Raw genomic sequence first — 25,524 nt, forward strand, 5'->3', positions numbered from 1 at the left:
CCTCTACCCCTCCCTGCTTTCATCAACTTCAAATATAGTAGGGCCTTGTATATCATTTGTTATTGCTTCTAATGCCTTTTCCAAAATTTTTCGCCTAAATACCTTTTCTCTTTCAAGAGGGAGAGCAGGATTACCTACTGGAGAAGTAAAATCTCCTCCGAATATAATTCTGTTTGCTCCTACATTAAAAGCTATTGACGTAAAAGCTGTTATGTGTGCATTAGGAATTCCTGCCCTGTCTATTTCTTTTGATATCGTTGCGCCGCAACGTGTGCAAGTTCCTCAGGTAGAAGTTAAAATAGCAGCACTTACACCAGCCTCTCTCAATTCAGCTGCTATATTTCTTCCCATAGCCTTGCTGCTTTCAATATTAGTCCCTACACCACAGGTCGTAAAGAAATATCTATATACTGTTCCTATTATTCCTTCCTTCTCTAGAACTCTCATTTCGTCTAAGGGAATAAGGCGATTGGGGTCAGCTGTGGCAAAGGTAGTATCATATCCTCCATGAATTGACTCATATACTCCTTTATTGAGCGATTCAATTCCTTCCACATCATATCTTCCATAAGTAACTGCAAATGCCTGTTTTATCTTGTCGGGATTCCCTACAGGTACAAGTCCACCTGTTGTGATAAGTGCAATTGCTGCGTTTTCGAGATTTTCAAGCTTTGCAGCAGGAGCAATCTTCTCAAATCCTCTCAAAGGTACCTCAGTAGTGTATGGCTTATTATTAAGCTTTTTTATTAAAATATCAACTACTCTTTCAGCACCCGCTTTTTCATGGTATTCATTGTATCTATGCCCGGTCCTAATATACCCTTCAAGCCTCGCTGGTCCTATGAGTTCTTGCCTTGCAAGCTTTAGAGAAAGCTTTGCCAAGGCAGGCAGAGATTTTGACATACCTGCAGCTGTTTCGGTAGTTGCTACAATATAATTGTCTTGCACATACATAGCTACAGCAGGATTTTCATGCCACATTGCCGTTACACTTGGTATACTAAATTCCTTTCTAACATAATCACATATCTTTGCACAAGCTACTCCGTAACGTCCTGCATTAAATGCCGGTCCAGCAATAAACACATCAGGCTTTTCCTTTTCTATAATCTCTTTAATATGTGGAAGGATACTTTGGAAGTTTTCATCATTATTAATATAATTGTCTCCACATGCGATTATTTTTACTATTTCCATCTCGCCTTTCCAAAGCTTTTCTAATCCAATTGCTGGTCCTTTCTTTTCTTCCAAAACGCATAGACCTGTATCTGCCATAGCTTCACCGCCAAGGCCTGCATAAAACTGATTTATATAATGCACTGCTTTAAGTACTGACAAAAAAAATCTCTCCTTTCAATTACGCTATTTAGACTATGGCAAACTTACATAGGTGGTGCACTGTCATCAATCATGTCAATAAAAACTGTCTTTGATATCATATATTTATAAATACCTGCCACACCTATTCCGCTTTCCTTCCATCCAGTGCCAGGAGATTCTATCATACCCTTGCTGAAATACGTATTAACGTAAATTTGTCCTCCATTTATCTTCTCCGCTACTCTTAAAGCTCGTTTAATATTTGTAGAGAATACGGCACCAGCCAATCCATATTTCGTGGAATTAGCAATTTGAATAGCCTCTTCCTCTGTCTCAAAAGGTGTTATACATAAGACTGGTCCAAATATTTCTTCTTGGAATATTGTCATATCTTGCGTTACATCTGTAAAGATTGTGGGAGGCACAAAATTACCTTTTGAAAGTTCATCATCAATATATGGTTTTCCACCCATGACTAACCTTGCACCTTCTAATTTGCCTTTTTCAATATAACTCCAAACATTATTTGCGTGTTCTTTTGAAATCAAAGTACTGAAATTTACACCCTTTTCATAATCAAATCCATTGCCAGGTATAAATTTCTCACATTCTACTTTTAGTTTTGTTATAAACTCTTCATATATATTTTTGTGAAGTATCAATCTTGTACCGGATACACACACTTGACCAGAATTTAAAGTAAAGCCGGCTCTTGCCCATTTAACAACCTCATCTATATTGACATCATCAAAAACTATGTTTGGGCTTTTTCCTCCAAGCTCCAATGCAATATCCTTTACTGTATCCTTAGATCTGCCTATAATCTGTTTTCCTACCTCTGTTCCTCCAGTCATGGATACCATATCTACTAGAGGACTTTTTACTAGTTCATCTCCTACTTCGCTACCAGAACCAGTAACAACATTTACAACACCTGGTGGGAATCCAGCTTCATGAAAAACTTCAGCAATTAGAAGCATGCTCAGTGAAGCCCAGGATGATGGCTTAATAACAACAGTATTGCCTGCAGCAAGTATGGCACATACCTTTTGACACCCCATCATCATGGGACCATTCCAAGGAAGAATTTCTCCAACTACTCCACAAGGCTGCCACAGTACGTAGTTTAAGTGCCCGACCTCAGAAGGAACCACTTTACCCTCAAGGCAGCGAGCTTTGCCTGCAAAGTACTCAAAGGCATCAATACTCATCTGTGCTTCATAATATAGTGCACTCATAAAAAGTTTTCCACATTCCAACGTTTCAATTACTGCAAACTCTTCAACCCTTTTAGAAAGGATTTGTCCAGCTTTAATAAGTAGTTTACTTCTTTCTTTTGCTGACATCCTCCCCCATGGACCTTCATCATAGGCTTTGCGTGCAGCAAGTATGGCCTTTTGCACATCTTCAGTACCGCCTTTATAAGCTTTTGCAAACGGTTCATTATTTACTGGATTTATAATATCGAAAGTTTTACCTGATTCAGACGCTGTAAATTCACCATTAATATACAGCTTATAGGGCTCTTTTCTTACATATAATAACGGATTCAATGCCATCCCCCCATTTGAACATATAATTTAAAATTGACTTTTATATTCCATCTAAATAAGCTCTAATTGATTCTATATCATTATTAACTTGCGCTTTAACCTCATCAAGATTATTAAATTTTTTAACTCCTCTGATAAATACATGAGTTTCAAGAGTTATTGTCTTATCATATAAGTCTCCTGAGAAATCAAGAAGAAAAGCTTCTATTGTGACATAATTATAGTTATCAACAGATGGCCTCTTTCCAATGTTGGTAAGACCTTTTACTTTTTCACCCTCAATTTCAGAAAGCGTTCCATAAACTCCATATGTGGGCAGCTGCTTATGCTCGCCATACCCTAGATTAGCTGTTGGCATGCCAACGGTTCTGCCAAGAGCCTTACCATGCATAACCTTACCCATGAGAAGGTATGGATGTCCGAGCAATTCATTTGCTTTTTGAAGATTTCCCTCTTCAAGCTCCTTTATAATACGCCTCGATGTTACAGGCTCATCATCGGTTAATACAGTACCGCACTCAACAAGCTTATACTCATATCTTTGTGCACATTCTCTCAGCACACAAATATTACTATCGTTCTCTCCTGCAACAATAACCTGCGCCCCTAACTTATCAAGTAAAATATCTTTAATAAATTGCTCAATTGAAATATCTTTATTTTCCTCACTAATTTTATATGAAATCATAACCTCGGGACCATTCTTGCTTAAAAGATATTGCTTTTCTTCTTCGGTAGAGAGAACTTTTCTATCCTTGAGCAGTGATTCATCATATTCAAAGCTTAAAACAACAGAAGTAAGTCTCTCTTTTGATGCATCAATTAATCTATTTATTACTGCATGGTGTCCAGTATGCACACCATCAAAGCTACCGAAAGCAACGCAGGTGTTTTTCATAATGAAATCATTTCCGCTAATATATCTCACAGTAATCGACTCCTTTTCTTTACTTAATAATTCCGCCATGCAGTTTGACTGCATGGCAGAATGAAAGGGTTATATTTATGAGATGAATACCAATAATATATAAATTTTATGAATCTAGTTTTCTTGTGCTAATAAAGTAAATAATCATGCCAATTAAGAAGTATCCAGCTGTCCACGCCCAAAGCTTCCAGCCTCCACTAAGAATGCCAGGAATATATGCAGCTATGATAACGATTAAAGTTATAACAGGAAGAATGTTCCCACCAGGAGCTTTAAAGCCTTGTGCCGATGGATTTTTCTTGCGAGCCGCAACAACAGTTAAACAAACTATTGCAACTACTACTGCATTACATAAAGAACCAAGATTTACGATTAAATTAGTAAAGCTTGGAAACGCAGAAATTATTCCAACAATAAGTATGACAATTATTTGAGCATTTACTGGAACACCTGTTTTTTCATTGTTCTTCGCAAGGAACTTAGGTAGAATTCCGCTTTCAGCAGATGCTTGAAGAGCACGAGCTGATAAAGTCATAACTACAAGAATTGTTGTTATGAGTGCCAAAACAGCTGATATTGATATAAGCTTTGCTAACCATGGAATAGCCTGCAGTTTTGTAAATGCAGCAGCATATAGCGGGATATAAGCCATGCCAGGATTTTTTTGCAAGAACTGCGAGGAAATAAGTCCTAATACTGAAAGTATAACTAGAATATAAAGTGTAACAACAACAACCATAGCTATTGTCATAGCTTTAGGAACTGTCTTGTTAGGATCTTTAATCTCTCCTACCATAAATGCAACAGCTACTATTGAGCCATAAGCTACCATCGCAATTGGAATAGCACTCATGAATCCCCACGTACCTTCAACCCCCTGAGTAAAGAATGGACTTAGCATTCCTGCATCCCATTTGCCACTGAACAACGCAATAACAATAAATATAAGCATTGTGGCAGCAAGACCGATTGTAAGTATTGTATTAGCTTTACCTGTAATAGATATATTCACCAGGTTTAGTAATCCACACACAACAACTGCAGCTATAGCAAGAGGTATTTGATATTTTCCTAGAGCTGGGAAACCAACACCAAGATAAATACTTACATAAATTGCTGAAAAAGCAGCTCCTGCCCAGCACCCAAAAAGATACGCCCAAGCTGAAATCCAACCCCATATTCTGCCTTGCCTTTCATTTTTGCCTAGTGACTTTGCTGGAAATACAAATATGCCTCCTGAACGCGGATAAATAGATGAAAGTTCAGCTGTTTGAAGACCGTAAGCAAATAAAATTACAGCTGCAATAATCCAAGATAAAATTGAAGCAGGACCAGCATTTAAAATTGTCATACCTGAAAGAGAAAAAATTGCGCTTCCTATCATACCGCCGATAAGAATAGTTGAACTGTCTAGTAATCCTAGTTTGCCGTTTTGATTGTTTGACATAACCCCTCTCCCCTTTTTACTATTATTATGATTGCAGTTTTTACCTTGAAGCAGACACCCGAAGTCATTTGCATGGATAAATATATTGGTAAACGCATTCTACTGCGCTTATCACCTAATTATTTTCAGCCCCAATTTACTCCATTATATATCAGCTCAGCAACTCCTTCCTTCAATAAGTATGCCGAAAGTTTTTTCGTTCCGGCAATACTAATATGAAGAAACGGCCTACATTTTAACTATAATACGATAGGTTTTTGGATCTATTGCCTGCTCGAAAGCATATTCAATATTTTCAAGAGGCACAATGTCTGAAACAAGCAGTGATGGATCTATCATCTTGTATGAAAGCAATCTTGTCGCAGCTAAGAAATCACGTGTGTTTGCATTTACAGCTCCCGTAATATTCATTTCTGTAGAATGCACATTGTTAACGTTTAACTCAACAGGCTTATTGGGATGGAAGGAAGAGTACATTATAACGCGCCCTGTCTTTCCAGTCATTTGAATACTATCTGCAGCTAATTGCGGTATAGCAGCCGTACAGAATACAACATCAGCTCCCCTACCATCTGTAAACTCTTTAACCTTATCAGCTGCATTAACTTCTTTAGAATTAATCAAGATATCTGCACCCATTTTTCTTGCTATTTCCAATCTGTCTTCATCAACTTCACAGGCTATAACACGTGCACCTTTAAGTTTGGCCAGCTGAATATGAAAAGCTCCCATGATTCCAACTCCTATAACAACTACATCATCACCAAGTTCTATATCTGCATTGTTAATGCTGTGTACACAGCAGGCTAATGGTTCAGATAATGCTGCATAAGTTAAATCCAAATCATCAGCCATCTTATAAAGAGCTTTTGCATCAATCATCATATATTCTGAAAAGCCACCAGGTCCTCCTACTCCTTCATGGATATTCGCTATAAAGGATATAACACATTGATTTTCATGTCCACTTCTGCAGTAATAACATTCTCCACAACTTGTTAAGAGTCTTGCTGCAACTTTATCTCCTGCCTTAAGACTTTTTACCTTGCTGCCAACTGCAACTACTGTACCTGAAGCCTCGTGACCACCAGCAAAAGGATAACGTTTCATAACACCGTTAAATATCCTCTGCTCAAGTGTACAAATAGCACAGCTGTCTACCTTTATGAGAACCTGGCTGCCTTCAGGCAGCTTAAGTTCCTTTTCAGTGATTTCTATTTTCTTCTCATCAGTTATAATTGCAACTCTATATGTGTTAGACATAATACCCTCCTGTAAAAGCATAAAGATAACCAGTCTTCACGCCTCATTTTATTCTCCTAGAATTTTTTATTTAATTCCTTTAAAGCTGATTCAACGCTACAGTCTTCATGAATAAGTCTAGCTATTGCACTGGCATATCGAGCAGGATTCTCATGATTCCATATGTTTCTCCCCATTGCGATTCCCGCTCCACCTGCACTAAGGGCTTCCTTAATCTCGGTAAGAAGCTTTTCTTCTGATACCTTTTTACTGCCTCCTAATATAACTACCGGAACATATACACTCTCACAGAGTTCCTTAAAACTTTCAGGATCGCCAGTATATTCAGTCTTTATGATATCAGCCCCCATTTCCGCACCCATGCGACATACAAAGGTTATATTAGCTGGAGTACGTGAATCTTCTCCGCCTTCAAAGCCTCTTGGAAGCATCTCTGCAGTTAGAGGAATTCCCCATTTGTTGCAGTCAAGAATATTTCTAGATAAATTCTTTAAGGTTTGATCTTCCCACTTAGAGCCAGGAAACCCCATACTTATTACGGAGTCTGCTCCAAGCCTAATTGCATCTTCTACATTTACTACAGCTTGAAGAGGCTTATCTTTAGAACCTAAAAATGATGAACCACCGTCAAGTCTTAAAATAATGCCCTTGCCATGAAAATCATCAGCGAATTTTTCCGCAAGTCCAACTGTTGCTAAAAATGCATCTGCTCCTGCTCTTGCTACCTCGCTTATTATCTTTCCTGGATACTTCATTGCAGGAAGTACATTAAAGCCGTTTCCATGGTCCATAGCCATGATAAATGTTCTCTTATCCTCTCTGAATACGTGATTTAGACGATGTACTTTGTTTGCCATGTTGAATCAACTTCCTTTCTTTTAAATGTATTATAGACTGTAAAGTTTTTAACATATAAAGTGTTTTAATATATTGCAAGCTGCTTGCTCCCCTATAACAGGCTTAAAGAAACATATTTAAATGTTACATTTGTACATTATATGAGCGTTTGTAACAGAACATTACTCTTGTATTTATTTTTAATAAATTATTTAGCCTATTATTTCTAAACTCCTAATTTCTAAATACTAACAAAAATATAACTCAATAAGCTTGTACGCACTAATAATAAGATGGTATAATAAAAGCCTAATTTAACATATTTTGGAAGGTGATACTGTGCAAGATATAAATATAAGAAATGAGTATACAAAGGTTGCCTACTACTATTACAAGTTAGGAATGACTCAAGATGAGATTGCAAAAAAAATGTCCACGTCTAGGCAAAGAGTTAATAGAATTCTTAAAAAGTGTCTTGAAACAGGAATTGTAAAAATCGTTATACAAGAATATGATAATCAAAATGTGGATTTGGAAATTGAATTAGAAACCCTTTTAGGGCTAAATGAGATGATTATTGTAAATAATGCTGATGGTGAAATCAACGAATTCCTTGGAGCTGCAGCTTCCTCCTACCTTGAACGCGTCTTAAAGGCTAATGATATAATTGGCTTCTCCAGGGGAAGAGCTTTGTCTTCTCTAGTACAAAATCTTCGACCAATGGATAAAAAGAATCTTACAGTCACACAACTCGTTGGCGGACTTAATGCTGATGAATCCCATATTAATTCAGATTATATTGTGGCTCACTCCTCAGAAGTTCTAAATGCAAAGCCATGTTTTATGTATGCTCCTATTATTTTAGAAAACAAAAAGCTCCGTGATTCTCTAATGAATGAAAGCTTTTTTTCTAGCGTATACGATGTCATGAAGTCTTGTACTATAGCAATTGTTGGTATTGGAGATATGTCTGATAAATCTAACTTTGTGCAAAAAAATTTCATATCGAAATCAGAATCCTATATTCTTCAGAGTAAAAATGCAGTAGGGGAGATATGTACACATTATTTTGATGTAAACGGAAAAATAATTGATAGCGGTTTAAATGACCGAGTGTTATCCATAGATTTGCAAAGCTATAAGAGCATTCCTATTCGTATTGGGGTTGGCTGTGGCCCAGAAAAGCTTTCTTCCATACTTGGCGCCGCACGAGGAGAACTAATAAATGTACTTATAACAGACTTTAAAACAGCACAAGCTCTATCTGAAATGTTATAGTTAATATTATAATTGTAGTCTTGTGTATATAATGAATAAGACATGCTACGCCCATTAGACAAAGTAAGGTGCTGCAGACTATAAAATCCGCAGCACCTTTTTTACTTTATCAAACTATTCATTTCAATGGCAGTATTTTTTAATTCTTCTGCGCTCGCAGCAATCTCTTCGCTTACAGCGGCAGTTTGATTTACTGACTTTGTTACTGTTTCAAATCTGCTTAGTGTATTTTCTGTTGTCTCCACTATGTTTGAATTAAAGGCTACAACATTATTTGTTTCTTCTAACAGGTTAGTCATCAGTTGATTAACCTCTTTGATATTCTCACCTGATAGTTTCTGCTTATTTAGCATGTTCATTACACTAGAAACTGTTTCACTCAAAATCTTATTTCCAAACTCTATCTTTTCATTGCTGTCTACCATAAGTGTTTCTACCTGTGATGTTTTTTCTTTAAACTCATTAACGATAACACTTACATCACTTAAAGACTTTCTGCTGTGTTCAGCTAGTTTTCCAACTTCCTCTGCAACAACTGAAAAACCTCTTCCAGCTTCCCCTGCCCTTGCGGATTCAATGCTTGCATTTAGTGCAAGAAGGTTTGTCTGGTCGGCAATATCACCAATCATTGAAAGTATCTCATCCATTTGTCTTGATTTTTCTTTTAGAATTTTAGTTGCCTCTGAAGTTATTACTATACTCTTCATTGCGCCATTCATAATATCAAGCACATTCTTTACAGATTTCTCATTGCTATTGGAAGCTTCCATCAGCTCCTCAGAAATTGCCTCAGTTTCTTTAATTTTTGAAGATGCTGTTTTATTTATATCCAGAAGAGTTTCAAGAATTTGTCTACTTCTATGAGAATTATTCAGCATTTCATTTGCATCCTCGCTTACGGCCATACTAGCACCTGCGATTTCTTGCATGGAACTATTTTCTTCTTCTATAATATTTGTTAATGAATCGCTAGAACTTAAGAGAGCCTTTGAAAATTCAGAAATCTTATTAAACAGCATTGATATACTGTTATTTTTTTCGCTCAGTATATTCTGATTTTCCTCAACCTCCTTAAGAAGTCTGGCTGAAAACAAGGTAAAGATAAAGATACCAAATGAAACAAGGCTTATATCTACAGCTCTTATAATTAGCTCTCTAACAAGCACTTGCTTATCTGGAAGCGCTACTGGGTTTAATAAAAACAAAGCTATTTGACACATTATGCTTATTGTTAATGATATTATATTCATCTTTGTATCTAAAAACATAGCACCAAGGATTACAAAATAAAAAACACTTATCCATAGCTCCTTAGATGGGAATAAAAGAGTTATATACATATAATTAGTATAAGAAATCAGTAATATAACAGCTTTAAGCACAATTAGCTTTCTATTCCAATTCTTCTCATCCTTCATGATGTTTTTATACATAAGCCTAAAGGTTATTAGTTCAATTAAAACCAACCCCATTAGTCCTAAAATAGGAGTCCAGCTCATTTCGCTGTATAAGCCAATATACTTCATAAATGCAAACAATCCTCCTGCTAAGCAGGCGCTTATTGAATAAATAATTAAAACAAATTTTAAAGTTCTCTTTTGATAATCAACTAAAATACTTGCGGATTTTTCCATATACATCCTCCTTCGCTTCAGTATGCTTGTTTACTTTTTTACCATTTATATAATAATGCTGCCATGGTATATCCACCTGCTACTGAACAAAATATTGAAATTTCATCCTTATTAAATTGCTCTTTATTTAGCCTGTCATCCAATGCCATAATGGGGCTTGTGCAGCCTGTATATCCGTACTTATTTCCAACAAAAGTCGCCTGTTCAAAAGAAGCGCCCAATTTCTCCATAGTCAATCCTAAATCAAACTTTGAAAATTGAGACATGAAATAATGTGTAACATCTTCTTCTGTATATCCATTTTCCTCTAAGAGACCAATTATTAATTCCGACCACTTTTCTGAAAGGAAGCTAAAGTCAAAAGGATTCCACTCCATCTTCTTTTCGTCTGGCTCTATATCCTTGTTAGGTATGTTAGACAAACCGCATGCAGGGAACCTTATAGTTTCATTATAGGTATCATCAGTATCCATTCTAGAGCCTAAAAATCCTCTTTCCTCCTGCTCTTCCCTTACCTCTAGGACTACAGCTGCTGCTCCATCTGAAATACATCCATAAACAACTAAATCATTTTCCTTAGCAAAAGGACTTATGTGCATTGAGCCTACTACTAGAATTCTTTTGTACTTCTTATCAGTTTTTAAATATCTAGAAGCTATATCTATTCCTGTGATCATACCAATGCAATCATTGTTTATATCAAATACATTTGTAACACTCTTAGCCTGAAGCATATTTTTTAGTATTAATGCACAGCATGGAGTCAGGTATTCTGGAGTATCTGAAACAGAAATAATTGCATCAATATCCTTAGGCTCAAGCTTCGCTTTTTTTAGAGCCTTTTTTGCAGCTTCAACGCCCATCGTTATGCTTGTCTCATTTTCTTCTGCAAGAGTTCTTGTCTCTCTTCCAACCTTCTCCATTAAACCAATAGCATGCTCTTCCATACCGTATTTCCTAAAGTGATTGGCATAATATTCATTATCAACTATTCTTTTAGGGTGATAGCTTCCTACACCTTTTATGTATACATTTCTAAACATTAAAACGCCTCCAAACTTTACTCCTTATTTTTGTTGCAGATTTTTAGTCTTTTAAATGATGTAAACTGATTGTCTAAGATGTTGATATAGACTCACCTCCATTTACATATATAATCTGCCGAGTACTTTTGAAAGCCATAAATAAGAACTCAAAAAATACCAAGGTAGACTATGATTAAACGTCGCCCTTGGTATTTTTTTATTTATGTACTTCGGCAACCTGGCAATCATAGGATTATGCATCCTTTAGACCCACGGCTTTGCGTCCCCGCCTTTCGATGGGTTTGCTATTATCGGCACGTTTTTTCAATTCGCATCATATTATAGCACAATTTTCCATAAAGTCCAAGTGTATATCTTATAAGAGTTTCCTAATAGTATTTCTTCACAAATTTCAGCTTCCGTACATATAATGATAAGTGATTAATAAAAAGGAGATGTTTTAGTACGAACATACTAGGCAAAGCGATGTCCTATTCCTTTGTAAAAGTGTCTAAATTCTCAGAGAAAAAATTTAACAAAGATACTGAAAATGCTTTTAGCCGAAATACTGAAGTACTTAATAAAACTCTTTCAAGAAATTGCAGCACTGAATTTGGAAAAAAATATAACTTCTCAAATATTCACAGCGTGGAGGATTATAAAAAGAAAGTTCCTCTATGCACTTACAAGGACTATGAACAATATATTAGCAGAATGTGCTCAGGTGAGGAAAACATCTTGGTAGCGGAAGAAGTAAAATTCTATGGAATGTCCTCTGGAACTACAGGCAAACAAAAATATATCCCAGTCACGAAGAGTTCACTTTCTGCTGTATCTGAAGTAATGAGCATGCTTATACAGAGAATTCTTTATAATAATTTTAAAAGCAGCTGGTCCTATGGCAAAGGCTTATCACTAACCGATATGGTTATAGCGGGATATACTCAAGGCGGAAAACCAATATGTGCAGGAACTTCCGGAGGTATGAGATCTATAAAATGGATGATACCATTTATTTGGACTACTCCTGTAGAGGTGATGAATCTAGGGAAAGGCATTGATACCCTGTATCTTCACCTTCTGTTTGCAATTAAAGAGCGAAATCTTATGTATATAAACGGAATTTTTATTTCTTCTGTTCTAGATATGTTCAGACATTTGGAAAAACACTCCGAAGAGCTGGTGAGAGATATCCGAAAAGGAACTATTAGCAGGAATATTGGATTATCAGAAGCTGACCGAAAAGTACTACTTAAAAAAATATCGCCTGATGCAGGGAGAGCTGACTTTTTGGAGAAGGAGTTTAAAAAAGGCTTTAAGGGCATCGCTAAAAGGATATGGCCGAAATTAATATATATAGCAAGTGTTACTGGAGCAAATTTTTCTATATATGATGATAAGGTAGCTGAGTACAGCGGAAATATACCTGTTTACTCCAGCGTTTATTCTGCCACCGAAGCTGCTGTAGGTGTAAATAGATATATAAACAAGCAGAGATACGTAGTTATTCCAAGGGTGGCTTTTTTTGAGTTTATACCTGTTGAAGATTTAGATAAGGAGCAGCCATCAACAAAAAATCTAAACGAGCTAAGGCTAGGCTCAGAATATGAAGTTGTTGCCACAAATCAAGCAGGCTTATACAGATATAGGATAGGCGATGTTATTAAGGTTGTAGATTTTTATAATCAAAGCCCTGAAATTGAGTTTTTGTATAGAAAAAATCAATTATTAAACATGGTATCTGAAAAAACTACGGAAGAACATGTACTCAATGCTCTTTCAAATATCTTTAAAAACCTTGGAGCAAGCTTTTCAGATTATACTGTAACTCCGGACAACAGCATTTCTCCTGGAAGATACGTATTTTATATTGAAGCAAAGGACTCCTTGAAAAATAGCAATATAAAAAGTATAAGCAGTCTAATGGATAAGGAACTCTCCAAGATAAATATTGCTTATGGTAGACAAAGGAGCAAGCGCAAACTCGCTGAGGCACAGGTTAAATTAGTTAAGGAAGGTACCTTCATGCTGATAAAGAAAATGAAAATAGCTAAGGGGGTTTCAAAAAATCAGTTTAAGATGCCTAGAGTTGTAACTGATAGAGAGATAATTGATTTGCTAGACAGAAATATTAAATACTAACAAAGTAAAAGCCTCAAATAGTATATCTATTTGAGGCTTTTACTCTATTTAAATAATCCTAAAGGCATTAAAAATCTGCCAGCCCCTGCCACTATGTGAGAGATTAAACGGCTAGCTGTAAGTACTTAAAAACATATAAAACTGCCCTCAGAATATATAATAAGGTTTATGCACATACTGATTACAGCTTATGAAATTGGGGTGGTAGTTATGATTGTTATTTATCATGATGTTGGTGGAACACATTCGTCTTGCGTTTGCGCCAATATACATATAAATAAGCTTCCCACAGATAGATTTCCTGAAATAGAACAAATATTGAGCTTGCCTACCTTTGATAAGATAACAAAAACTGATTATGGCCGCTTAATATATATAGGAACAGACGAATTTGGAGCTAAGGTATACACTTTATGCAGAATGCGAAGCAAGAGATTCGTGATACCTGCCATATCAGATATGTATCAAACCTTCAATGGGAGCATGGATGGTTTTTTTCTCGCTGATACCTCTCCAACAGTCAATAATTTAATGAGACTCGGAGGTCTTAGCTCGAGGGGACTTAACCTGGTTTCCTTTGGAAGACCTATTGCTGCAAAAGCAGTCATAGATGCCTATCCTCAGATGGTAGATTTGGTTAAAACCACAAAGGAGTACATGAGGAAACATATATAGATGGATCATCAAAAGACTATAACGTTCTGCTGCTGATATGCCCCCTTTATATTAGACAGTTACAATAACGAAACTGTTTCTATAAAGGGGGCACATTATAGTCAGACCAAGTGCTTCTATTATTAAAGGCTTCCGTCAGCCTTCATTTCTTTTAATAGCTTTTCAGCAAGACTCAGGTAGTTATCCCAAGCTGTATTTCTAGTAGTGTAGCCGCTTGCTGCATAGTCTCCTGTGCTTCCTATTGCAGGCATTTTGGATATATCTAGCATGTTTTGTGTTTGCACAGCAACCTTGTTTAGTTCATCCATTTGAACGTTGAAGCCTATTCTTGAAGGCTCTTCGTACTCAACACTTTCATACTTTGACTGTCTGTAGTACTTCTTTAAGGCTGGATCTTTTATCTCATCTGGTGAATCAGCAAAAATCTCATCGTATCTAACAGAAACTATTTTCTTGTCTTTTACAACTACTTTAAGAAGACCAGTTAGTCCTCCATCAAGCTTTTCAGCGATGCTGTAATACTTCTCGTTTGATGCTTTCTCAAGTGCTGGTGCTAATTTTTGAGCTAATGGAACCATTGACTGCTTTACGCTGTTTGAAGCTCCTGACACTGTGTCTACCTCAGTTGTCAAGCTTTGCTTTTCAAGCATTTGCTTCTCTGCCTTAAGAACTCCTTGAATCCATGCAGCACCTTTTTTCTCACCCATAGTGAAGTTATATTCTGACATACGCTTTGGCACATCTTGATAATAACGGTGGTAATAATTTGGACGAGTTCTCTCGTTAAACTCAACAAGAACTATCTTCCCATCATTTTTCACGGCTTCTAATGTGCCAAGGTGCCCTTGTCTAAAGCGCTCTTCAATCTTATAGTAGTCTCCCTTTGTTATTCCAAGCTTAGGCTGAATACTCCACTCAAGCTTTGTGTTTTTAGCTGCTCCCTCTGAACTTTCTGTTGGCTTTGAAGCAGTCTCTGCTTTATCTGCATTTTGATTGTTTACTGGCTGCTTTGGAGCACATCCTGTAATTGTAGCTGCTATAATTGTAATAATTAATCCGGTTACTAATCTTGATTTTCTAAATGCCATTTTAACACTTCTCCCATTCAATTTAGTTGTTAAAAAAAAGACATGTTTGTTATGTATTTATCATACAAAAATGTCTTCATAAATTGAATGTAATTATTAAGGATTCTACCCCCATAAAACACGGATAGAAAGATGAGCTTTTATTGCTGCGTTGAATATTTAAATTCCATAGGAGAAAGTCCTGTGTGTTTTTTAAACAGCTTTGCAAAATACTCAGCATTGTTATAACAAAGCTTATGAGCTGCTTCGTAGCTTTTTAAGTCTTCTTTAGTTAGTAAAAGCTTTGCTCTTTCCATTTTTATCATAGTTATATATTCACCAACGGTCATACCCGTTTCCTGCTTAAATATATCTCCTATATGATTTTTAGTAAGAAATAATGCTTCTGAAATCCTGGTCATGTTTATTTCTTTTTCCATATTGTTAATAATATAAGTGCATATTTCCTTTATAAGCGGACTCTTCTTAGAAGATAAGATAAACTTGTTTATTACTGAAACCAAAAGTTCAATTCTTTCTATCAGCTTTGTGTTTATCAAGTCAAGGCTGTCACACCTTGTTAAGCTTATATCAGAAAGTTCTTTTTCGTCAATAAGTTTATCCAACCACTTATTATTTGCTTTTACTCTCATATAAATTTCACCATAAATTTTCTGCAAAACAAGTGCTGCAGCCTTTACATCCTCGTTTGATGCGGCGAAGGTATCTTTAATCACAACCTCTATATTTTCTCTAAGAGCTGCATCCCCTTCTGATATGGCTTTAACAATAGACTCTAATTTACTTTCAGAATACACAAGATTTTTCACACCAGCATTTTTTTCTTCAATATACTTTTTAACTTTTTTTAAAAGTTCTTTTAATTCTTCCTCATTAACAGGCTTGACAAGGTAATCAAATACTCCGTGTTTAATGGCTTCCTTTGCAAAACTAAACTCACTGTGCTCAGTTAGAAACACAACGCAGGAAGCCAAGCTTTTTTCTTTAGCTTCTCTTAAAAGTTCAATTCCATTTACTACTGGCATGCTTATGTCTGTTATAAGAAGCTCAACAGGTTCTGCCTGAAGCTTTTCAAGTGCCTCCTGTCCATCTCCTGCCTCAGATACAATAACAAAGTCTGAGTTTTCTTTCCATATAGACAATCTTTTTATTTGTTTTCTCATTATTTCTATATCATCTACAAGCATTACCTTAAGCATTTTCCACCTCGTCCTCTGTTAGTGGTATTGTAAAGTACACTCCAGCCCCTTCATTTACCTTGCCCTCTATCCAAACTCTTCCACCATGTTTTTGTATTATCTTTTTAACAGCAGCAAGTCCTATGCCTGTTCCTTCAAACTCCTGCTTCCTATGAAGCCTTTGAAACACATTAAAAAGTTTGCTTGAATACTTCATATCAAAGCCTGCTCCATTATCCTTAATAGAAAATATATATTCATCCCTTTCTTTGAGGCAGCCTACTGTGATTACTGCAAGTTCCCTATGCTTAGTAAATTTGACTGCATTTGAGATAATATTTACAATAACCTGTTTAAAAAGCACCTTGTCTACATATATTTCTGGAAGGTCTCCTTCAATAATTAATTCCATTTTTCTATTTGGGTTCATAACCTTAAACTGCTGCCATACTTCTCCAATAATATGTTTAGCATCTACCCTTTCTTTAGAAAGACTAGTCTTTGAAGTTATTGAGTAATCCAACAGCCTACTAATTAAGCCTATCATTTCTCTGCTGGTTTTTTGTATGCCTTCAACCATTTCCCCTGCTTCAGCATTCAGTGAAGCTCCGTAATCTTCTTTTATGAAGCTGCTGTACATATCTATTGCCCTAAGTGGAGCCTTAAGGTCATGGGAAATAGTATAAGCAAAGCCTTCAAGCTCATTAACTGCATTTTGAAGCTGACAGGTTCTGTCCTGAACACGCTGCTCCAGCTCATCATTAAGAGTTTTTATCTCTTCCTGTGTTTCAAACATCCTCTGAACAAACCTTAAAGTTATTCCTCCCATTATAAAAAAGAATATAACCGCAAGAAAAAAAGTAAGTCTTGTTTTTTCATTTGTATTTATAAGCCAGTACAGAGGATGAATTTTATCAATTATATAGTTTTGAATTCCTAGAATAATAAGACTGAAGCCTAGACCAAAGGCTACAATTGCCATCATAATTCTAGTGTTGTATTTTGCACCTCTTGATACTCTAAGCCCAAATATTTTTCGTACAAAAGGAAGCAAAAGAAGAGCATCACAAAGTGCCACAAGTATGGATTCTACAATAATTCCTTTTACTGCAAACAGCACAACTATTCCTGTTTCCACCTTGCAGTATGCCTGTAAGTTCCAAAAGGGAGGAAAACTACTGTTTAATTTAATTAGAGATTCAAAAAGAGTTACATACAAAAGCATTCTGATGACTATATGAATAAGCTGAAGAAAATAAATGTTATAGTAAAACTTCTTTACCTGAAGTCTCTTTTGTCCTCCATAGCCATGTATTATTATCCATAAATATAAGGAAATCACTGCAACCATGGAAGCCCACCCATTATATCTTCCTAGTATAAAGGGATATAGCGCAACAAGACCCAAGGTAATACTTAAGATTCCATATTTAATACCCCAGGCAAGAGCCACTAGCAGCGGAAGTGCAATACTCCAGGTAAAATTTATTGAAAAGCCGTTAAAGTCAAATCTGCTGGAATAAAATATTCCCACAAAACCTAGAAAGCCTAAAAGAATTGAAACTACACTTTTATATAAACTTGAATTATTAAAACTATTATGTTGGTTCATATTCTCTCCTTTCGCCACTATTCTACCATCTTATATTTCGCTATTCAACACAACAGTATGTGAGATTAGCAGCCTCTTCTCTAATGCATGAGTAAAAGCTATTTTATAAAATAACTCTGCAAATACGAAAAACCCAAAAGCCTGCATCTTGTTTTTTTGATTTGCAGTAACTATAATATTATATAAGATGATAAAACTCGATAAAGGCAAAGTTAGTGAAAGCTAATGACGCAAAGCTATAGGGGCTAAAGTATGCTTGTATACTATGTCAGCCAGCTGCCGAAAGGTTTGGAAATATATAAAATACCCAACCTTTTATGAGGTTTGGGTATTTTTTTACCTTCAGGCGTAATTTAGATTATTTTCGGGATAAAATCATCTAAAAAATAACTAAATTGATGGGGAGGAATAAACTTATGAAAAAGAGCTTTATTGTAATTGCTCTGCTGGCTGCTTTAGTAGGAATGTCCAGCAACGTACATGCTTCAGGAACATTAGATACAAGCCAAGCATCAACTGAAGTTACTGCTACTGCAGCTGAGGACACAAGCACATCCGAAACAGAGGTATCACCAGAGGAGGTTTCAACCGAATCAGGGGAACAAACTCAACCGGTAGTATCAGGTGAAGATGAAACTGCCATAGATGAGAAACAAATTGAAGATTCTGCTGGGATACTTCCTGATTCAATATTCTATGACCTAGAACGTGCAATAGAACAGCTTAAGATTGCTATCACTCAAAGCGAAGAAAAGCTTGCATCTATCAAAGCAGAGCTCGCAGCTGAGAGAGCAGCAGAAGCTGCTGTTATGGTAAACGAAGGTGAGGAAGAACTAGCAAATGAAGCTGCAGAGGAATATTTAGAAATGCTTAACGAAGCTGCAGATCATATTGATAAAGCAATTGAAGAGCAAGGTCAAGCTGAGCAGGCTCTTGAAACTCTTGATGAATACTATAAAAAAAGTGAACAAGTATTAAAATCTGTGCTTGCAAAGGCTCCAGAGCAAGCGAGAAAAGGCCTAGAAAATGCACTAAGCCAACAGAACAAAACAGCAGCAATTGTCAATGGTGCTAAGGCGGCAAAAGAAGCAGTTTCTGCAGCTAAGGATCAGGTGGATGCTGCAAAGAGTGAACTTGAAGCAGCAAAGATAAGCGGCGATGAGGAAGCCATTAAGGCAGCTGAAGAAAAAATCCAGACCGCTGAAGCATTAAAAACTGAACTTGAGACTCTGAAGACTTCCGCTAATTTATCAAAAGATACAGTAAAGAAACTTGTTGAAGATACTGATAAAAAAATTGAATCAGCTAAAAATCAGATTGAAAAATCAAACGAGAAAATTGCTAAAGTAGAGGAAAAGGCTGCTGCAGCTGAAAATAAAGCAGAAAAGGCTATAAAGCAAGCCGAGAAAGAAGCTGCAAAAAAAGAAGAAGCTAAAAAGCAAGAAGAAAAGAAGCTTGAAGCCGAGAAAAAATCTGAAGAAGCTGTAAAAGAGCAAGCAAAAAAGGCTGAAGAAAAAGTAAAGGAAGAAATAAAGAATACCCAAGAAAAGTCTAAAGAAGAAACCAAGAAAACTGAGGAAAAATCTAAGAAGAAATAGCTTATGCAGAGGGAGCGCAGATAGATTTGTTACATACGAATCTATTTACGCTCCCTTACTGCTTCAAAAGCCTTACCCCTTCTTCATTTCACTGATTCACTTATATAATTGACTCTGACATAGTGTTAATGAGCAATCTCAGCTTTTCGCCATCCACGTCTCCAAAAACTGACTTGCCATATCTTACTGCGGTTCCAAAATGGTACTGAGGTACCTTAGTATTTTTCATAACCTCATTAATATTATGAAAGTCCAAGCCGCCTCCAGCCATTATATTAATATGTTTTGCCTTTTCTTTCATTGCTTTAATAATAGGGATATTATGAACTATATTACCCTTCCCACCTGAAGTAAGCACGTTTGTAATTTGCTTGTACTCAGCTAAAATTTCTATACCAGCTGCAGGATCAGAAAGCTCATCAATTGCTCTGTGAAAGGTTACATCAATGCCATCGCAGGCTTTTAACAGCTTTTCCAAGGAAGGCCTGCAGATTTTATTTTGATTATTTAAAACTCCAAATACCACACCATTAGCCTTAAGTTCCTTTGCAATAAGAATATCTTCAAGCATAAGCTGAAGTTCTTCCTCTGTATATACAAAGGATTTAGCATGAGGCCTTATCATTACATTTATGGGTATGTTAACGCTTTGTACTGCCCTTTTGATAAGCGCATAGCTTGGTGTAAGTCCACCTTCCGAAAAGCCGCTAATAAGCTCTATTCTATCAGCGCCACTTGCTTCAATTCTTTTTACATCCTCTAGAGTTGTTGCTATTATTTCTATCATTTACTTGCTCCTCTCCTGTTACTTAAAAATCAAAAAAGCATGGACTAATGCAGATGCTTTTAAGTTTTGAGACCTTTCAAATATTATTAGTTTAAAACCCTTATAGCTTTTGCATCTACTTGTATAGGATAAGATTCTCTTATAGGTCCTTCAAAGTCCACTTCTACTTTCATACCTTCTTTTAATGAACTTAGTTCTAGTTTTTTCTTTCCATCTCCTTCAAAAATTTTAGTTTTCTCAGTAATATAAATACTTGCCTTATCATATTCTGCGTCCTGTTCAATTTTACCTTCTACAAATATACTTGTTATCATTCCTTTATCATTTTTAGATACTTTTTTTATTTCTCCTCTTATACCTAACTTACTATTAAACTCCTTACTACACCCTGCAAAACCTAAAACAAAAATAAAGCAGAATAACAGTATTACTATTTTCCTCATAAAGTAATCCTCTCCTAATCATTTATTTTAATTCAATAGAGTACTCACTCTATTTTATATACGAGTAACATAATATATTAGTTAACCTAATATATAAAGAACTTAGAATAATTGTAATATGTATTAACTGTCAATAATACTCTTTAAGTAGTAGTATAGTAAGTATCCATCAAAATGAGGTGATATAATTTGAAAGGCTTTATAAAAGGTACAATTATATTTATTGCTATAATTGTAGCAGCTGCAATTATGTATTTTACTCTTATCTATCCAAAACATGAATATCCAGAAATCAACACTTCCACTACTGTGGATATAAAAGCTCAAATTATGAGAAACATGCCGCAAAGATTTTCTTTAACAAACAGAAAATTAACTATTAGTATAAGCTTGTCAGAGAAAGATTTGAAAAATATTATTGCTTCAAACCTTAATAAAAGTGAAAACATTAAGGCTTTAGATTTAGAGTTTTCCGGTGACAGCATCAATATGTTTTTAACTCAAGAGGCATTGAAGTTTATACCTTATGAAGTAAGCTCTAATGTTAAGCCTGTAGTAAAGAACGGCAATATAACACTTATCCTTAACTCCTCAAAACTTGGAAGGCTGAGCCTTAGCAATGAAACAGTTCTGAATAGAATGAGCAAAAAAAACTTTGACTCTATTACTGTTCACCCTTCATCTGGAGAAATTACGCTTGAATACAATGAACTAAGTGAATTAAAGAATATCATTAAAATTAGCACTGTTAAAATTGAAAATAACAAGCTTACAGCAGATCTTGAATTCCAATTTAACAGTATGGATGATTTTCTTAAAGTATTAAAATTAATGACTCGATCTTAGGAAAAACTTCATATAATTTGTGAGCAAACAGCACCCTGTATTCTTTACAGGGTGCTGTTTGCATTATCTTGAGCATTATCATTTGTTTATTGTTCTATTTAAAAATTATCTATCATAAATAAAATTATGAGTATTATAGGAGACATTTGATGAATGGTCAGAATAAGAAAACATCCAAGGAAAATATTTATAAATCTTCTAATTTTTATCGGAATAAGTACTATCATTGCAGCTTCCTTTCGAATATATTATCTATGGAACTATCAACAAAAGTTCTTAGGTGAGGAAAACCCTATAATTATTAATGATTCTAAAGATGATTTCATATATACTCAAAAACCAAACCCTCAAGATATTAAGCCTACAAAAGAAACTTTTAATCGAAGTCAGTATAAAAGCGGCATGATGAAAATATCCATTCCAAAACTTAAAGTTGATGCAGCTATTGTAGAAGGAACTAGTACTGAGCTGCTAAAAAAAGGCCCTGGTTTGTATGAAATAAGCCCTCTCCCAGATAAGGACGGAGGTAATGTGTGCATTGCAGGACATAGAACGACCTATGGAGCTTGGTTTAAGAAAGTGAATGAACTTGTTGAAGGAGATGAAATAAGCTTAAGTTTTAATAATACCAATTATATATACAAGGTTGAAAAGGTCTTTATTATTAAAAATAACGATTGGTCAGTTACCCATGAAACAGAATACTCAGCCCTTACCCTGACTTCATGTCATCCACTAAGGTCATCAGCACAAAGAATTGTAGTGAGAGCAAAACTATCTAATATAATTCAGCTCTGATTCAATAACATAACTTACATACTAGAACTATCTGGAGGTGAATGTAGCTTTATTACTAAATCATCGCTAGTTGAACTCTATGAATTATTATTAGGAGGTGCTCATCATTAAAAGATCAAAAAAACTTTTAGCTCTTTTTTTACCATTTTTGCTCATATTTATTTTTACAGGCTGCAATGTAGATAAAAAGATATACGAAAAGAATGGATCAACTCAAATATCAGAAGTTACTGTTAAACCTGGAGAATATAAAGATATAACTGTTAAGCTTGTTGTTGACACTCACGGTATAGATACTAAGTATCCTGAACTGAAAACTATGCAAACTGAACACTCCATGCCAGAAATTAAGTATTATGTAGTTGATAAATTAATTTCTCCGCTTCCATCTGGATTTAATCTTAAGCTTATATCACTAGATGGAAAAGAATATAATAAGCCAATAGGTAAAAATGGGGAAATAATAAGGGTTGAGAAAAAGTACAATCCTAAAAGTCCTAGCTATACTATTACCTATACCTTAAGAATTGAAAACAACCAACATGAGAACTATTTAAAAACACAAGACCCTAATAAGCTTGAAGAATTATTTAATAAGGAATATTGTTTGACCACTCTATCAGAATTCCTACCCTGCGAAGATACCCCACCAGAGATAAAAAAGCATATGACAGATATAAAAGTAAAAATCCCAGTAGAAAAAAAATCAATAAAAATCAAGACTGGTGCCGCAGGAAAAATAAGTCCAGTTCTTGAAACTGTCACAGTGCAAAATGGTATTCCTACAGCTCACTGGGGCTATCAGAACGATAATAATTTTAGAATAACCCTCACTGAAGAGAATTCAAAAATAATATCAGGAACTGTTATCAATGACGCAAAAGCTCCTCTAGTTTTTGAACCTGGCAGAGTAAAGGATGTATTTAAGCCGCAGTTTAGCTCAGAGAAGCTAGTTTGGTATGTTAAAGGTCCAGATGGTCAAGGCAGAACTTCTACAGCAAGCTACACAAAACCTGTGGAGCCAGCTAAAGCAGATTTAAAGATTTCATTGAGTGCAATTAAAGATGCTAAGCCTGGAGATGTAATTCAATATAATATCAATGTAGAGAATATAGATAAGGCAACTGCAGAAGGCGTGAAGATATTTACTCAGCTTCCTAAGGGAACAAGTTTCCTTAACGATGATAATTCTGGATGGAAACTTGAAAACGGTAAATATGTATATGACCTAGGAAAGGTTGCTGCAGGTGAAAAGAAAGCTGTAGTTCTTAAAGTAAAGGTTAATAACCCCTTTGAAGAGAGCAGCATGAAGGTAGCCGCTTCTTTCAAAGCTGAAACTATCACAGAAGAAGCTAAGCTGGATAATAACACTGCAGTTTGGGAAACAGCTATTAAACCTGCAGGCACGGAAAACCCTCCTGCTGAAAAACCGGAAGATCCACCTACTGAAAATCCTCCTGCTCAGAACCCTCAAAATCCTTCCGCTGACAATTCAGGAGAGCTTCCTGTTACAGGGGGAATAATTGAAACTGAGCTTCTAGTATTAATGCTTGGAATTTTAACCTTAGGAGCAGGAATGTTTATTAAGATATATAGAAAAAATCATTAGAGTAAAGATTGTATAAATAATGGACTCTTTATATGCTGTTGAGGCTTATAAAGAGTCCATTATTTATCTTATTCAAGTTTTAATATATCTCCTATGGTAATGTCTTCCTTAGTTACCCCTTCCTCCAGCACCTTTAGCATGTAAGAATGCATTCTCGTTATAGTATCAGTAGAAACCTTACTAGTTTGATATTCATAGTACATTTTCAATGCTCCTGTTCCATCTCCATCCATGACTGTGAAATATATTGGTTGAGATGCAGTTCCATTACTGTACCACTTGGTTTCAATATTAATTCCGTCCGGAGATACCAGTTTTACTGGCTGAAAGGTTATTGATGCACCAAGATAAGTTCCTGCTTGAGGTATATTATATGCCTTTTTCCACATACCCATAACTTCAAGTGGGTCCATATCTGCGTGTCTATAAATTGAATTTTGCTTTTCACTTATAGTTTCACAGGCTTCTTTAAAGGTATCACTTTCTTCAATAATTGTTCTAAAGGGCAAAAAATGAACTCTGGTTCCTCCTGCATTCTTTTCAGCTATGCTGCCTCTTCTTGCCACTACAGTATGCAAACTAATATCCTTCTCATTTCTATTTATCTTTGAAAAATAACTCCTGATAGCTAAAAGAACCAAAGATTGCATTGTAAGCTTATTAGCTTCACAGAAGCTTTCCATTTTCTGCACCAGTTCCTTAGGAACTTGCAGCATAGTATTTCTAGCCTTTGTAAAAATAAGACTGTCAAGCCCTGAAAATGCATACCTTAAGCTTAGATTTTTCTTTTTCTTGCGGCATTTTTCTAGTACCTCATATCCATTTATACTTGTATATATTGGCTCATCCTCAGTAAACATTTTTTCAAAAAACTCTCTACTTCTCTTATAAGATGCTGTATTTCTGTAGTTTAATTCCTTAATTAACAGGTCTTCATAGGAATTTATAGGTTTAGGCATTTCAGTGCCCTTTACCATTGAATTATAAATAGATAAAACATCCTTAAAAAATGTAGTTATTGCCCAGGAGTCCATAATCATGTGGCTTACTACAAAATACAAGCCACATTTTCCGTCATAGGTCCTGAGCATATATACCTTGCTCATTTGTTTGCCGAAAACAGTAATTCGCTTTTTAGCAATTTTATGAAGCTTCTTTTCCATCTTTTCTAAGGTCTTTCCACTAAAGTCAAGATACTCTATATTAGGCTCCTCATACTCAGCAAAATACTGCTTCATTTCTTTTCCAAGCTTTACTATGTGAACCCTTAATGCATCATTTCTTTCATAGGCCTTTTGTACAGCTTTTCTAAGCACATTAAAATCAAGTTCTGCATCTAACACCGCTGAGGTACAAACATTATTTACTTGTTTACGGATTGTATACTTTTGGCTGAAGAATAACAGCTGCTGAGCTGAAGTTAAGTCATAATACTTTATTTCCATATAAACCCCCTAGTATAA

The 25,524-nt window shown here is 35.6% G+C and carries 21 protein-coding genes and 2 riboswitches; of the genes, 7 read left to right on the top strand and 14 right to left on the bottom strand.

Annotated elements, in window-relative coordinates; translation table 11 throughout:
• Positions 1-3: 3 nt before the first annotated feature.
• The 6 genes from NBE98_RS06900 to NBE98_RS06925 all read right to left on the bottom strand — a co-directional run bounded on the left by NBE98_RS06900 (position 4) and on the right by NBE98_RS06925 (position 7,368).
• Positions 4-1,320 carry a glycine/betaine/sarcosine/D-proline family reductase selenoprotein B gene (locus NBE98_RS06900; RefSeq protein ID WP_490016183.1) on the bottom strand — a complete coding sequence of 439 codons (1,317 nt, stop codon included), beginning with the start codon at positions 1,318-1,320 and terminating at the stop codon, positions 4-6.
• A 62-nt stretch (positions 1,321-1,382) separates the two neighbouring features.
• A complete protein-coding gene (locus NBE98_RS06905) occupies positions 1,383-2,873 on the bottom strand; it encodes an aldehyde dehydrogenase family protein (protein ID WP_250814023.1) in 1,491 nt (496 codons plus the stop codon).
• Positions 2,874-2,913: 40 nt separating this feature from the next.
• Entirely contained in the window at positions 2,914-3,801 is an 888-nt protein-coding gene (gene ribF, locus NBE98_RS06910) for a riboflavin biosynthesis protein RibF (protein WP_250814025.1), read from the bottom strand.
• Positions 3,802-3,907: 106 nt separating this feature from the next.
• Positions 3,908-5,248: an APC family permease gene (locus NBE98_RS06915; RefSeq protein ID WP_250814029.1), complete on the bottom strand. Its 1,341-nt coding sequence runs from the start codon at positions 5,246-5,248 to the stop codon at positions 3,908-3,910.
• Between the two features lie 228 nt (positions 5,249-5,476).
• Entirely contained in the window at positions 5,477-6,511 is a 1,035-nt protein-coding gene (locus NBE98_RS06920) for a zinc-dependent alcohol dehydrogenase (protein ID WP_250814032.1), read from the bottom strand.
• Between the two features lie 56 nt (positions 6,512-6,567).
• The gene (locus NBE98_RS06925) at positions 6,568-7,368 is read right to left on the bottom strand and encodes a class I fructose-bisphosphate aldolase (RefSeq protein WP_250814034.1); all 801 of its coding nucleotides are present in this window, start codon (positions 7,366-7,368) and stop codon (positions 6,568-6,570) included.
• Positions 7,369-7,687: 319 nt separating this feature from the next.
• Between NBE98_RS06925 and NBE98_RS06930 the strand changes: the two genes are divergently transcribed.
• Positions 7,688-8,626 carry a sugar-binding transcriptional regulator gene (locus NBE98_RS06930; RefSeq protein WP_250814036.1) on the top strand — a complete coding sequence of 313 codons (939 nt, stop codon included), beginning with the start codon at positions 7,688-7,690 and terminating at the stop codon, positions 8,624-8,626.
• Positions 8,627-8,727: 101 nt separating this feature from the next.
• Here NBE98_RS06930 and NBE98_RS06935 read toward each other — a convergent pair whose 3' ends face one another.
• Together NBE98_RS06935 and NBE98_RS06940 are read right to left on the bottom strand one after the other, a co-directional pair.
• A complete protein-coding gene (locus NBE98_RS06935) occupies positions 8,728-10,260 on the bottom strand; it encodes a methyl-accepting chemotaxis protein (protein ID WP_250814039.1) in 1,533 nt (510 codons plus the stop codon).
• Positions 10,261-10,298: 38 nt separating this feature from the next.
• Positions 10,299-11,303, bottom strand: coding sequence for a 3-oxoacyl-[acyl-carrier-protein] synthase III C-terminal domain-containing protein (locus tag NBE98_RS06940; RefSeq protein WP_250814040.1), 1,005 nt, complete (start codon positions 11,301-11,303; stop codon positions 10,299-10,301).
• Positions 11,304-11,514: 211 nt separating this feature from the next.
• Positions 11,515-11,602, bottom strand: a riboswitch (cyclic di-GMP riboswitch).
• A gap of 169 nt (positions 11,603-11,771) precedes the next feature.
• Here NBE98_RS06940 and NBE98_RS06945 point away from each other — a divergent pair.
• Together NBE98_RS06945 and NBE98_RS06950 are read left to right on the top strand one after the other, a co-directional pair.
• The gene (locus tag NBE98_RS06945; protein WP_250814042.1) at positions 11,772-13,427 is read left to right on the top strand and encodes a GH3 auxin-responsive promoter family protein; all 1,656 of its coding nucleotides are present in this window, start codon (positions 11,772-11,774) and stop codon (positions 13,425-13,427) included.
• A gap of 210 nt (positions 13,428-13,637) precedes the next feature.
• The gene (locus NBE98_RS06950) at positions 13,638-14,102 is read left to right on the top strand and encodes a DUF3189 family protein (RefSeq protein WP_250814044.1); all 465 of its coding nucleotides are present in this window, start codon (positions 13,638-13,640) and stop codon (positions 14,100-14,102) included.
• Between the two features lie 122 nt (positions 14,103-14,224).
• Here the strand turns inward: NBE98_RS06950 and NBE98_RS06955 are convergent, their stop codons facing one another.
• The 3 genes from NBE98_RS06955 to NBE98_RS06965 form a co-directional block, all read right to left on the bottom strand.
• A complete protein-coding gene (locus tag NBE98_RS06955) occupies positions 14,225-15,190 on the bottom strand; it encodes an FMN-binding protein (RefSeq protein ID WP_250814049.1) in 966 nt (321 codons plus the stop codon).
• A 140-nt stretch (positions 15,191-15,330) separates the two neighbouring features.
• Positions 15,331-16,389: a response regulator transcription factor gene (locus tag NBE98_RS06960; protein ID WP_250814051.1), complete on the bottom strand. Its 1,059-nt coding sequence runs from the start codon at positions 16,387-16,389 to the stop codon at positions 15,331-15,333.
• A complete protein-coding gene (locus NBE98_RS06965) occupies positions 16,382-17,980 on the bottom strand; it encodes a sensor histidine kinase (RefSeq protein WP_250814052.1) in 1,599 nt (532 codons plus the stop codon). Before NBE98_RS06965 ends, NBE98_RS06960 begins: the two co-directional genes overlap by 8 nt.
• 195 nt (positions 17,981-18,175) lie before the next feature.
• Positions 18,176-18,264: riboswitch (cyclic di-GMP riboswitch) on the top strand.
• A 132-nt stretch (positions 18,265-18,396) separates the two neighbouring features.
• On the opposite strand from NBE98_RS06965, the gene NBE98_RS06970 reads away from it, so the two are divergent.
• Positions 18,397-19,578 carry a DUF5667 domain-containing protein gene (locus NBE98_RS06970; protein ID WP_250814054.1) on the top strand — a complete coding sequence of 394 codons (1,182 nt, stop codon included), beginning with the start codon at positions 18,397-18,399 and terminating at the stop codon, positions 19,576-19,578.
• 100 nt (positions 19,579-19,678) lie between these two features.
• On the opposite strand, the gene NBE98_RS06975 is transcribed toward NBE98_RS06970, so the two are convergent.
• Positions 19,679-20,365: a copper homeostasis protein CutC gene (locus tag NBE98_RS06975; protein WP_250814059.1), complete on the bottom strand. Its 687-nt coding sequence runs from the start codon at positions 20,363-20,365 to the stop codon at positions 19,679-19,681.
• An 86-nt stretch (positions 20,366-20,451) separates the two neighbouring features.
• Positions 20,452-20,808 carry a DUF3221 domain-containing protein gene (locus NBE98_RS06980; RefSeq protein ID WP_250814061.1) on the bottom strand — a complete coding sequence of 119 codons (357 nt, stop codon included), beginning with the start codon at positions 20,806-20,808 and terminating at the stop codon, positions 20,452-20,454.
• 189 nt (positions 20,809-20,997) lie between these two features.
• Here NBE98_RS06980 and NBE98_RS06985 point away from each other — a divergent pair, with 189 nt between their 5' ends.
• The 3 genes from NBE98_RS06985 (at position 20,998) to NBE98_RS22520 (ending at position 24,061) form a co-directional block, all read left to right on the top strand.
• Positions 20,998-21,654 carry a YpmS family protein gene (locus NBE98_RS06985; RefSeq protein ID WP_250814064.1) on the top strand — a complete coding sequence of 219 codons (657 nt, stop codon included), beginning with the start codon at positions 20,998-21,000 and terminating at the stop codon, positions 21,652-21,654.
• Between the two features lie 153 nt (positions 21,655-21,807).
• Positions 21,808-22,452 (top strand): class E sortase, encoded by a 645-nt coding sequence (locus tag NBE98_RS06990; protein WP_250814066.1) that lies wholly within the window; start codon positions 21,808-21,810, stop codon positions 22,450-22,452.
• A gap of 97 nt (positions 22,453-22,549) precedes the next feature.
• Complete coding sequence (locus tag NBE98_RS22520) at positions 22,550-24,061, top strand: hypothetical protein (protein WP_250814069.1); 1,512 nt, start codon at positions 22,550-22,552, stop codon at positions 24,059-24,061.
• A gap of 68 nt (positions 24,062-24,129) precedes the next feature.
• Here NBE98_RS22520 and NBE98_RS07000 read toward each other — a convergent pair whose 3' ends face one another.
• The gene (locus NBE98_RS07000; protein ID WP_250814071.1) at positions 24,130-25,506 is read right to left on the bottom strand and encodes a condensation domain-containing protein; all 1,377 of its coding nucleotides are present in this window, start codon (positions 25,504-25,506) and stop codon (positions 24,130-24,132) included.
• Between the last annotated feature and the right edge of the window lie 18 nt (positions 25,507-25,524).

The sequence above is a fragment of the Clostridium swellfunianum genome, assembly GCF_023656515.1.
Classification (GTDB): domain Bacteria; phylum Bacillota; class Clostridia; order Clostridiales; family Clostridiaceae; genus Clostridium_AT; species Clostridium_AT swellfunianum.

Excerpts from the sequence above, each read along its gene's own strand:
- NBE98_RS06965 (WP_250814052.1), bottom strand. The coding sequence starts at position 17,980 with ATGAACCAACATAATAGTTTTAATAATTCAAGTTTATATAAAAGTGTA.
- NBE98_RS06955 (WP_250814049.1), bottom strand. The coding sequence starts at position 15,190 with ATGGCATTTAGAAAATCAAGATTAGTAACCGGATTAATTATTACAATT.
- NBE98_RS06950 (WP_250814044.1), top strand. The coding sequence starts at position 13,638 with ATGATTGTTATTTATCATGATGTTGGTGGAACACATTCGTCTTGCGTT.
- NBE98_RS06990 (WP_250814066.1), top strand. The coding sequence starts at position 21,808 with ATGGTCAGAATAAGAAAACATCCAAGGAAAATATTTATAAATCTTCTA.
- NBE98_RS06980 (WP_250814061.1), bottom strand. The coding sequence starts at position 20,808 with ATGAGGAAAATAGTAATACTGTTATTCTGCTTTATTTTTGTTTTAGGT.
- NBE98_RS06940 (WP_250814040.1), bottom strand. The coding sequence starts at position 11,303 with ATGTTTAGAAATGTATACATAAAAGGTGTAGGAAGCTATCACCCTAAA.
- NBE98_RS06970 (WP_250814054.1), top strand. The coding sequence starts at position 18,397 with ATGAAAAAGAGCTTTATTGTAATTGCTCTGCTGGCTGCTTTAGTAGGA.
- NBE98_RS06920 (WP_250814032.1), bottom strand. The coding sequence starts at position 6,511 with ATGTCTAACACATATAGAGTTGCAATTATAACTGATGAGAAGAAAATA.
- NBE98_RS06925 (WP_250814034.1), bottom strand. The coding sequence starts at position 7,368 with ATGGCAAACAAAGTACATCGTCTAAATCACGTATTCAGAGAGGATAAG.
- NBE98_RS06975 (WP_250814059.1), bottom strand. The coding sequence starts at position 20,365 with ATGATAGAAATAATAGCAACAACTCTAGAGGATGTAAAAAGAATTGAA.
- NBE98_RS07000 (WP_250814071.1), bottom strand. The coding sequence starts at position 25,506 with ATGGAAATAAAGTATTATGACTTAACTTCAGCTCAGCAGCTGTTATTC.
- NBE98_RS06960 (WP_250814051.1), bottom strand. The coding sequence starts at position 16,389 with ATGCTTAAGGTAATGCTTGTAGATGATATAGAAATAATGAGAAAACAA.
- NBE98_RS06935 (WP_250814039.1), bottom strand. The coding sequence starts at position 10,260 with ATGGAAAAATCCGCAAGTATTTTAGTTGATTATCAAAAGAGAACTTTA.
- NBE98_RS06945 (WP_250814042.1), top strand. The coding sequence starts at position 11,772 with ATGTCCTATTCCTTTGTAAAAGTGTCTAAATTCTCAGAGAAAAAATTT.
- NBE98_RS06915 (WP_250814029.1), bottom strand. The coding sequence starts at position 5,248 with ATGTCAAACAATCAAAACGGCAAACTAGGATTACTAGACAGTTCAACT.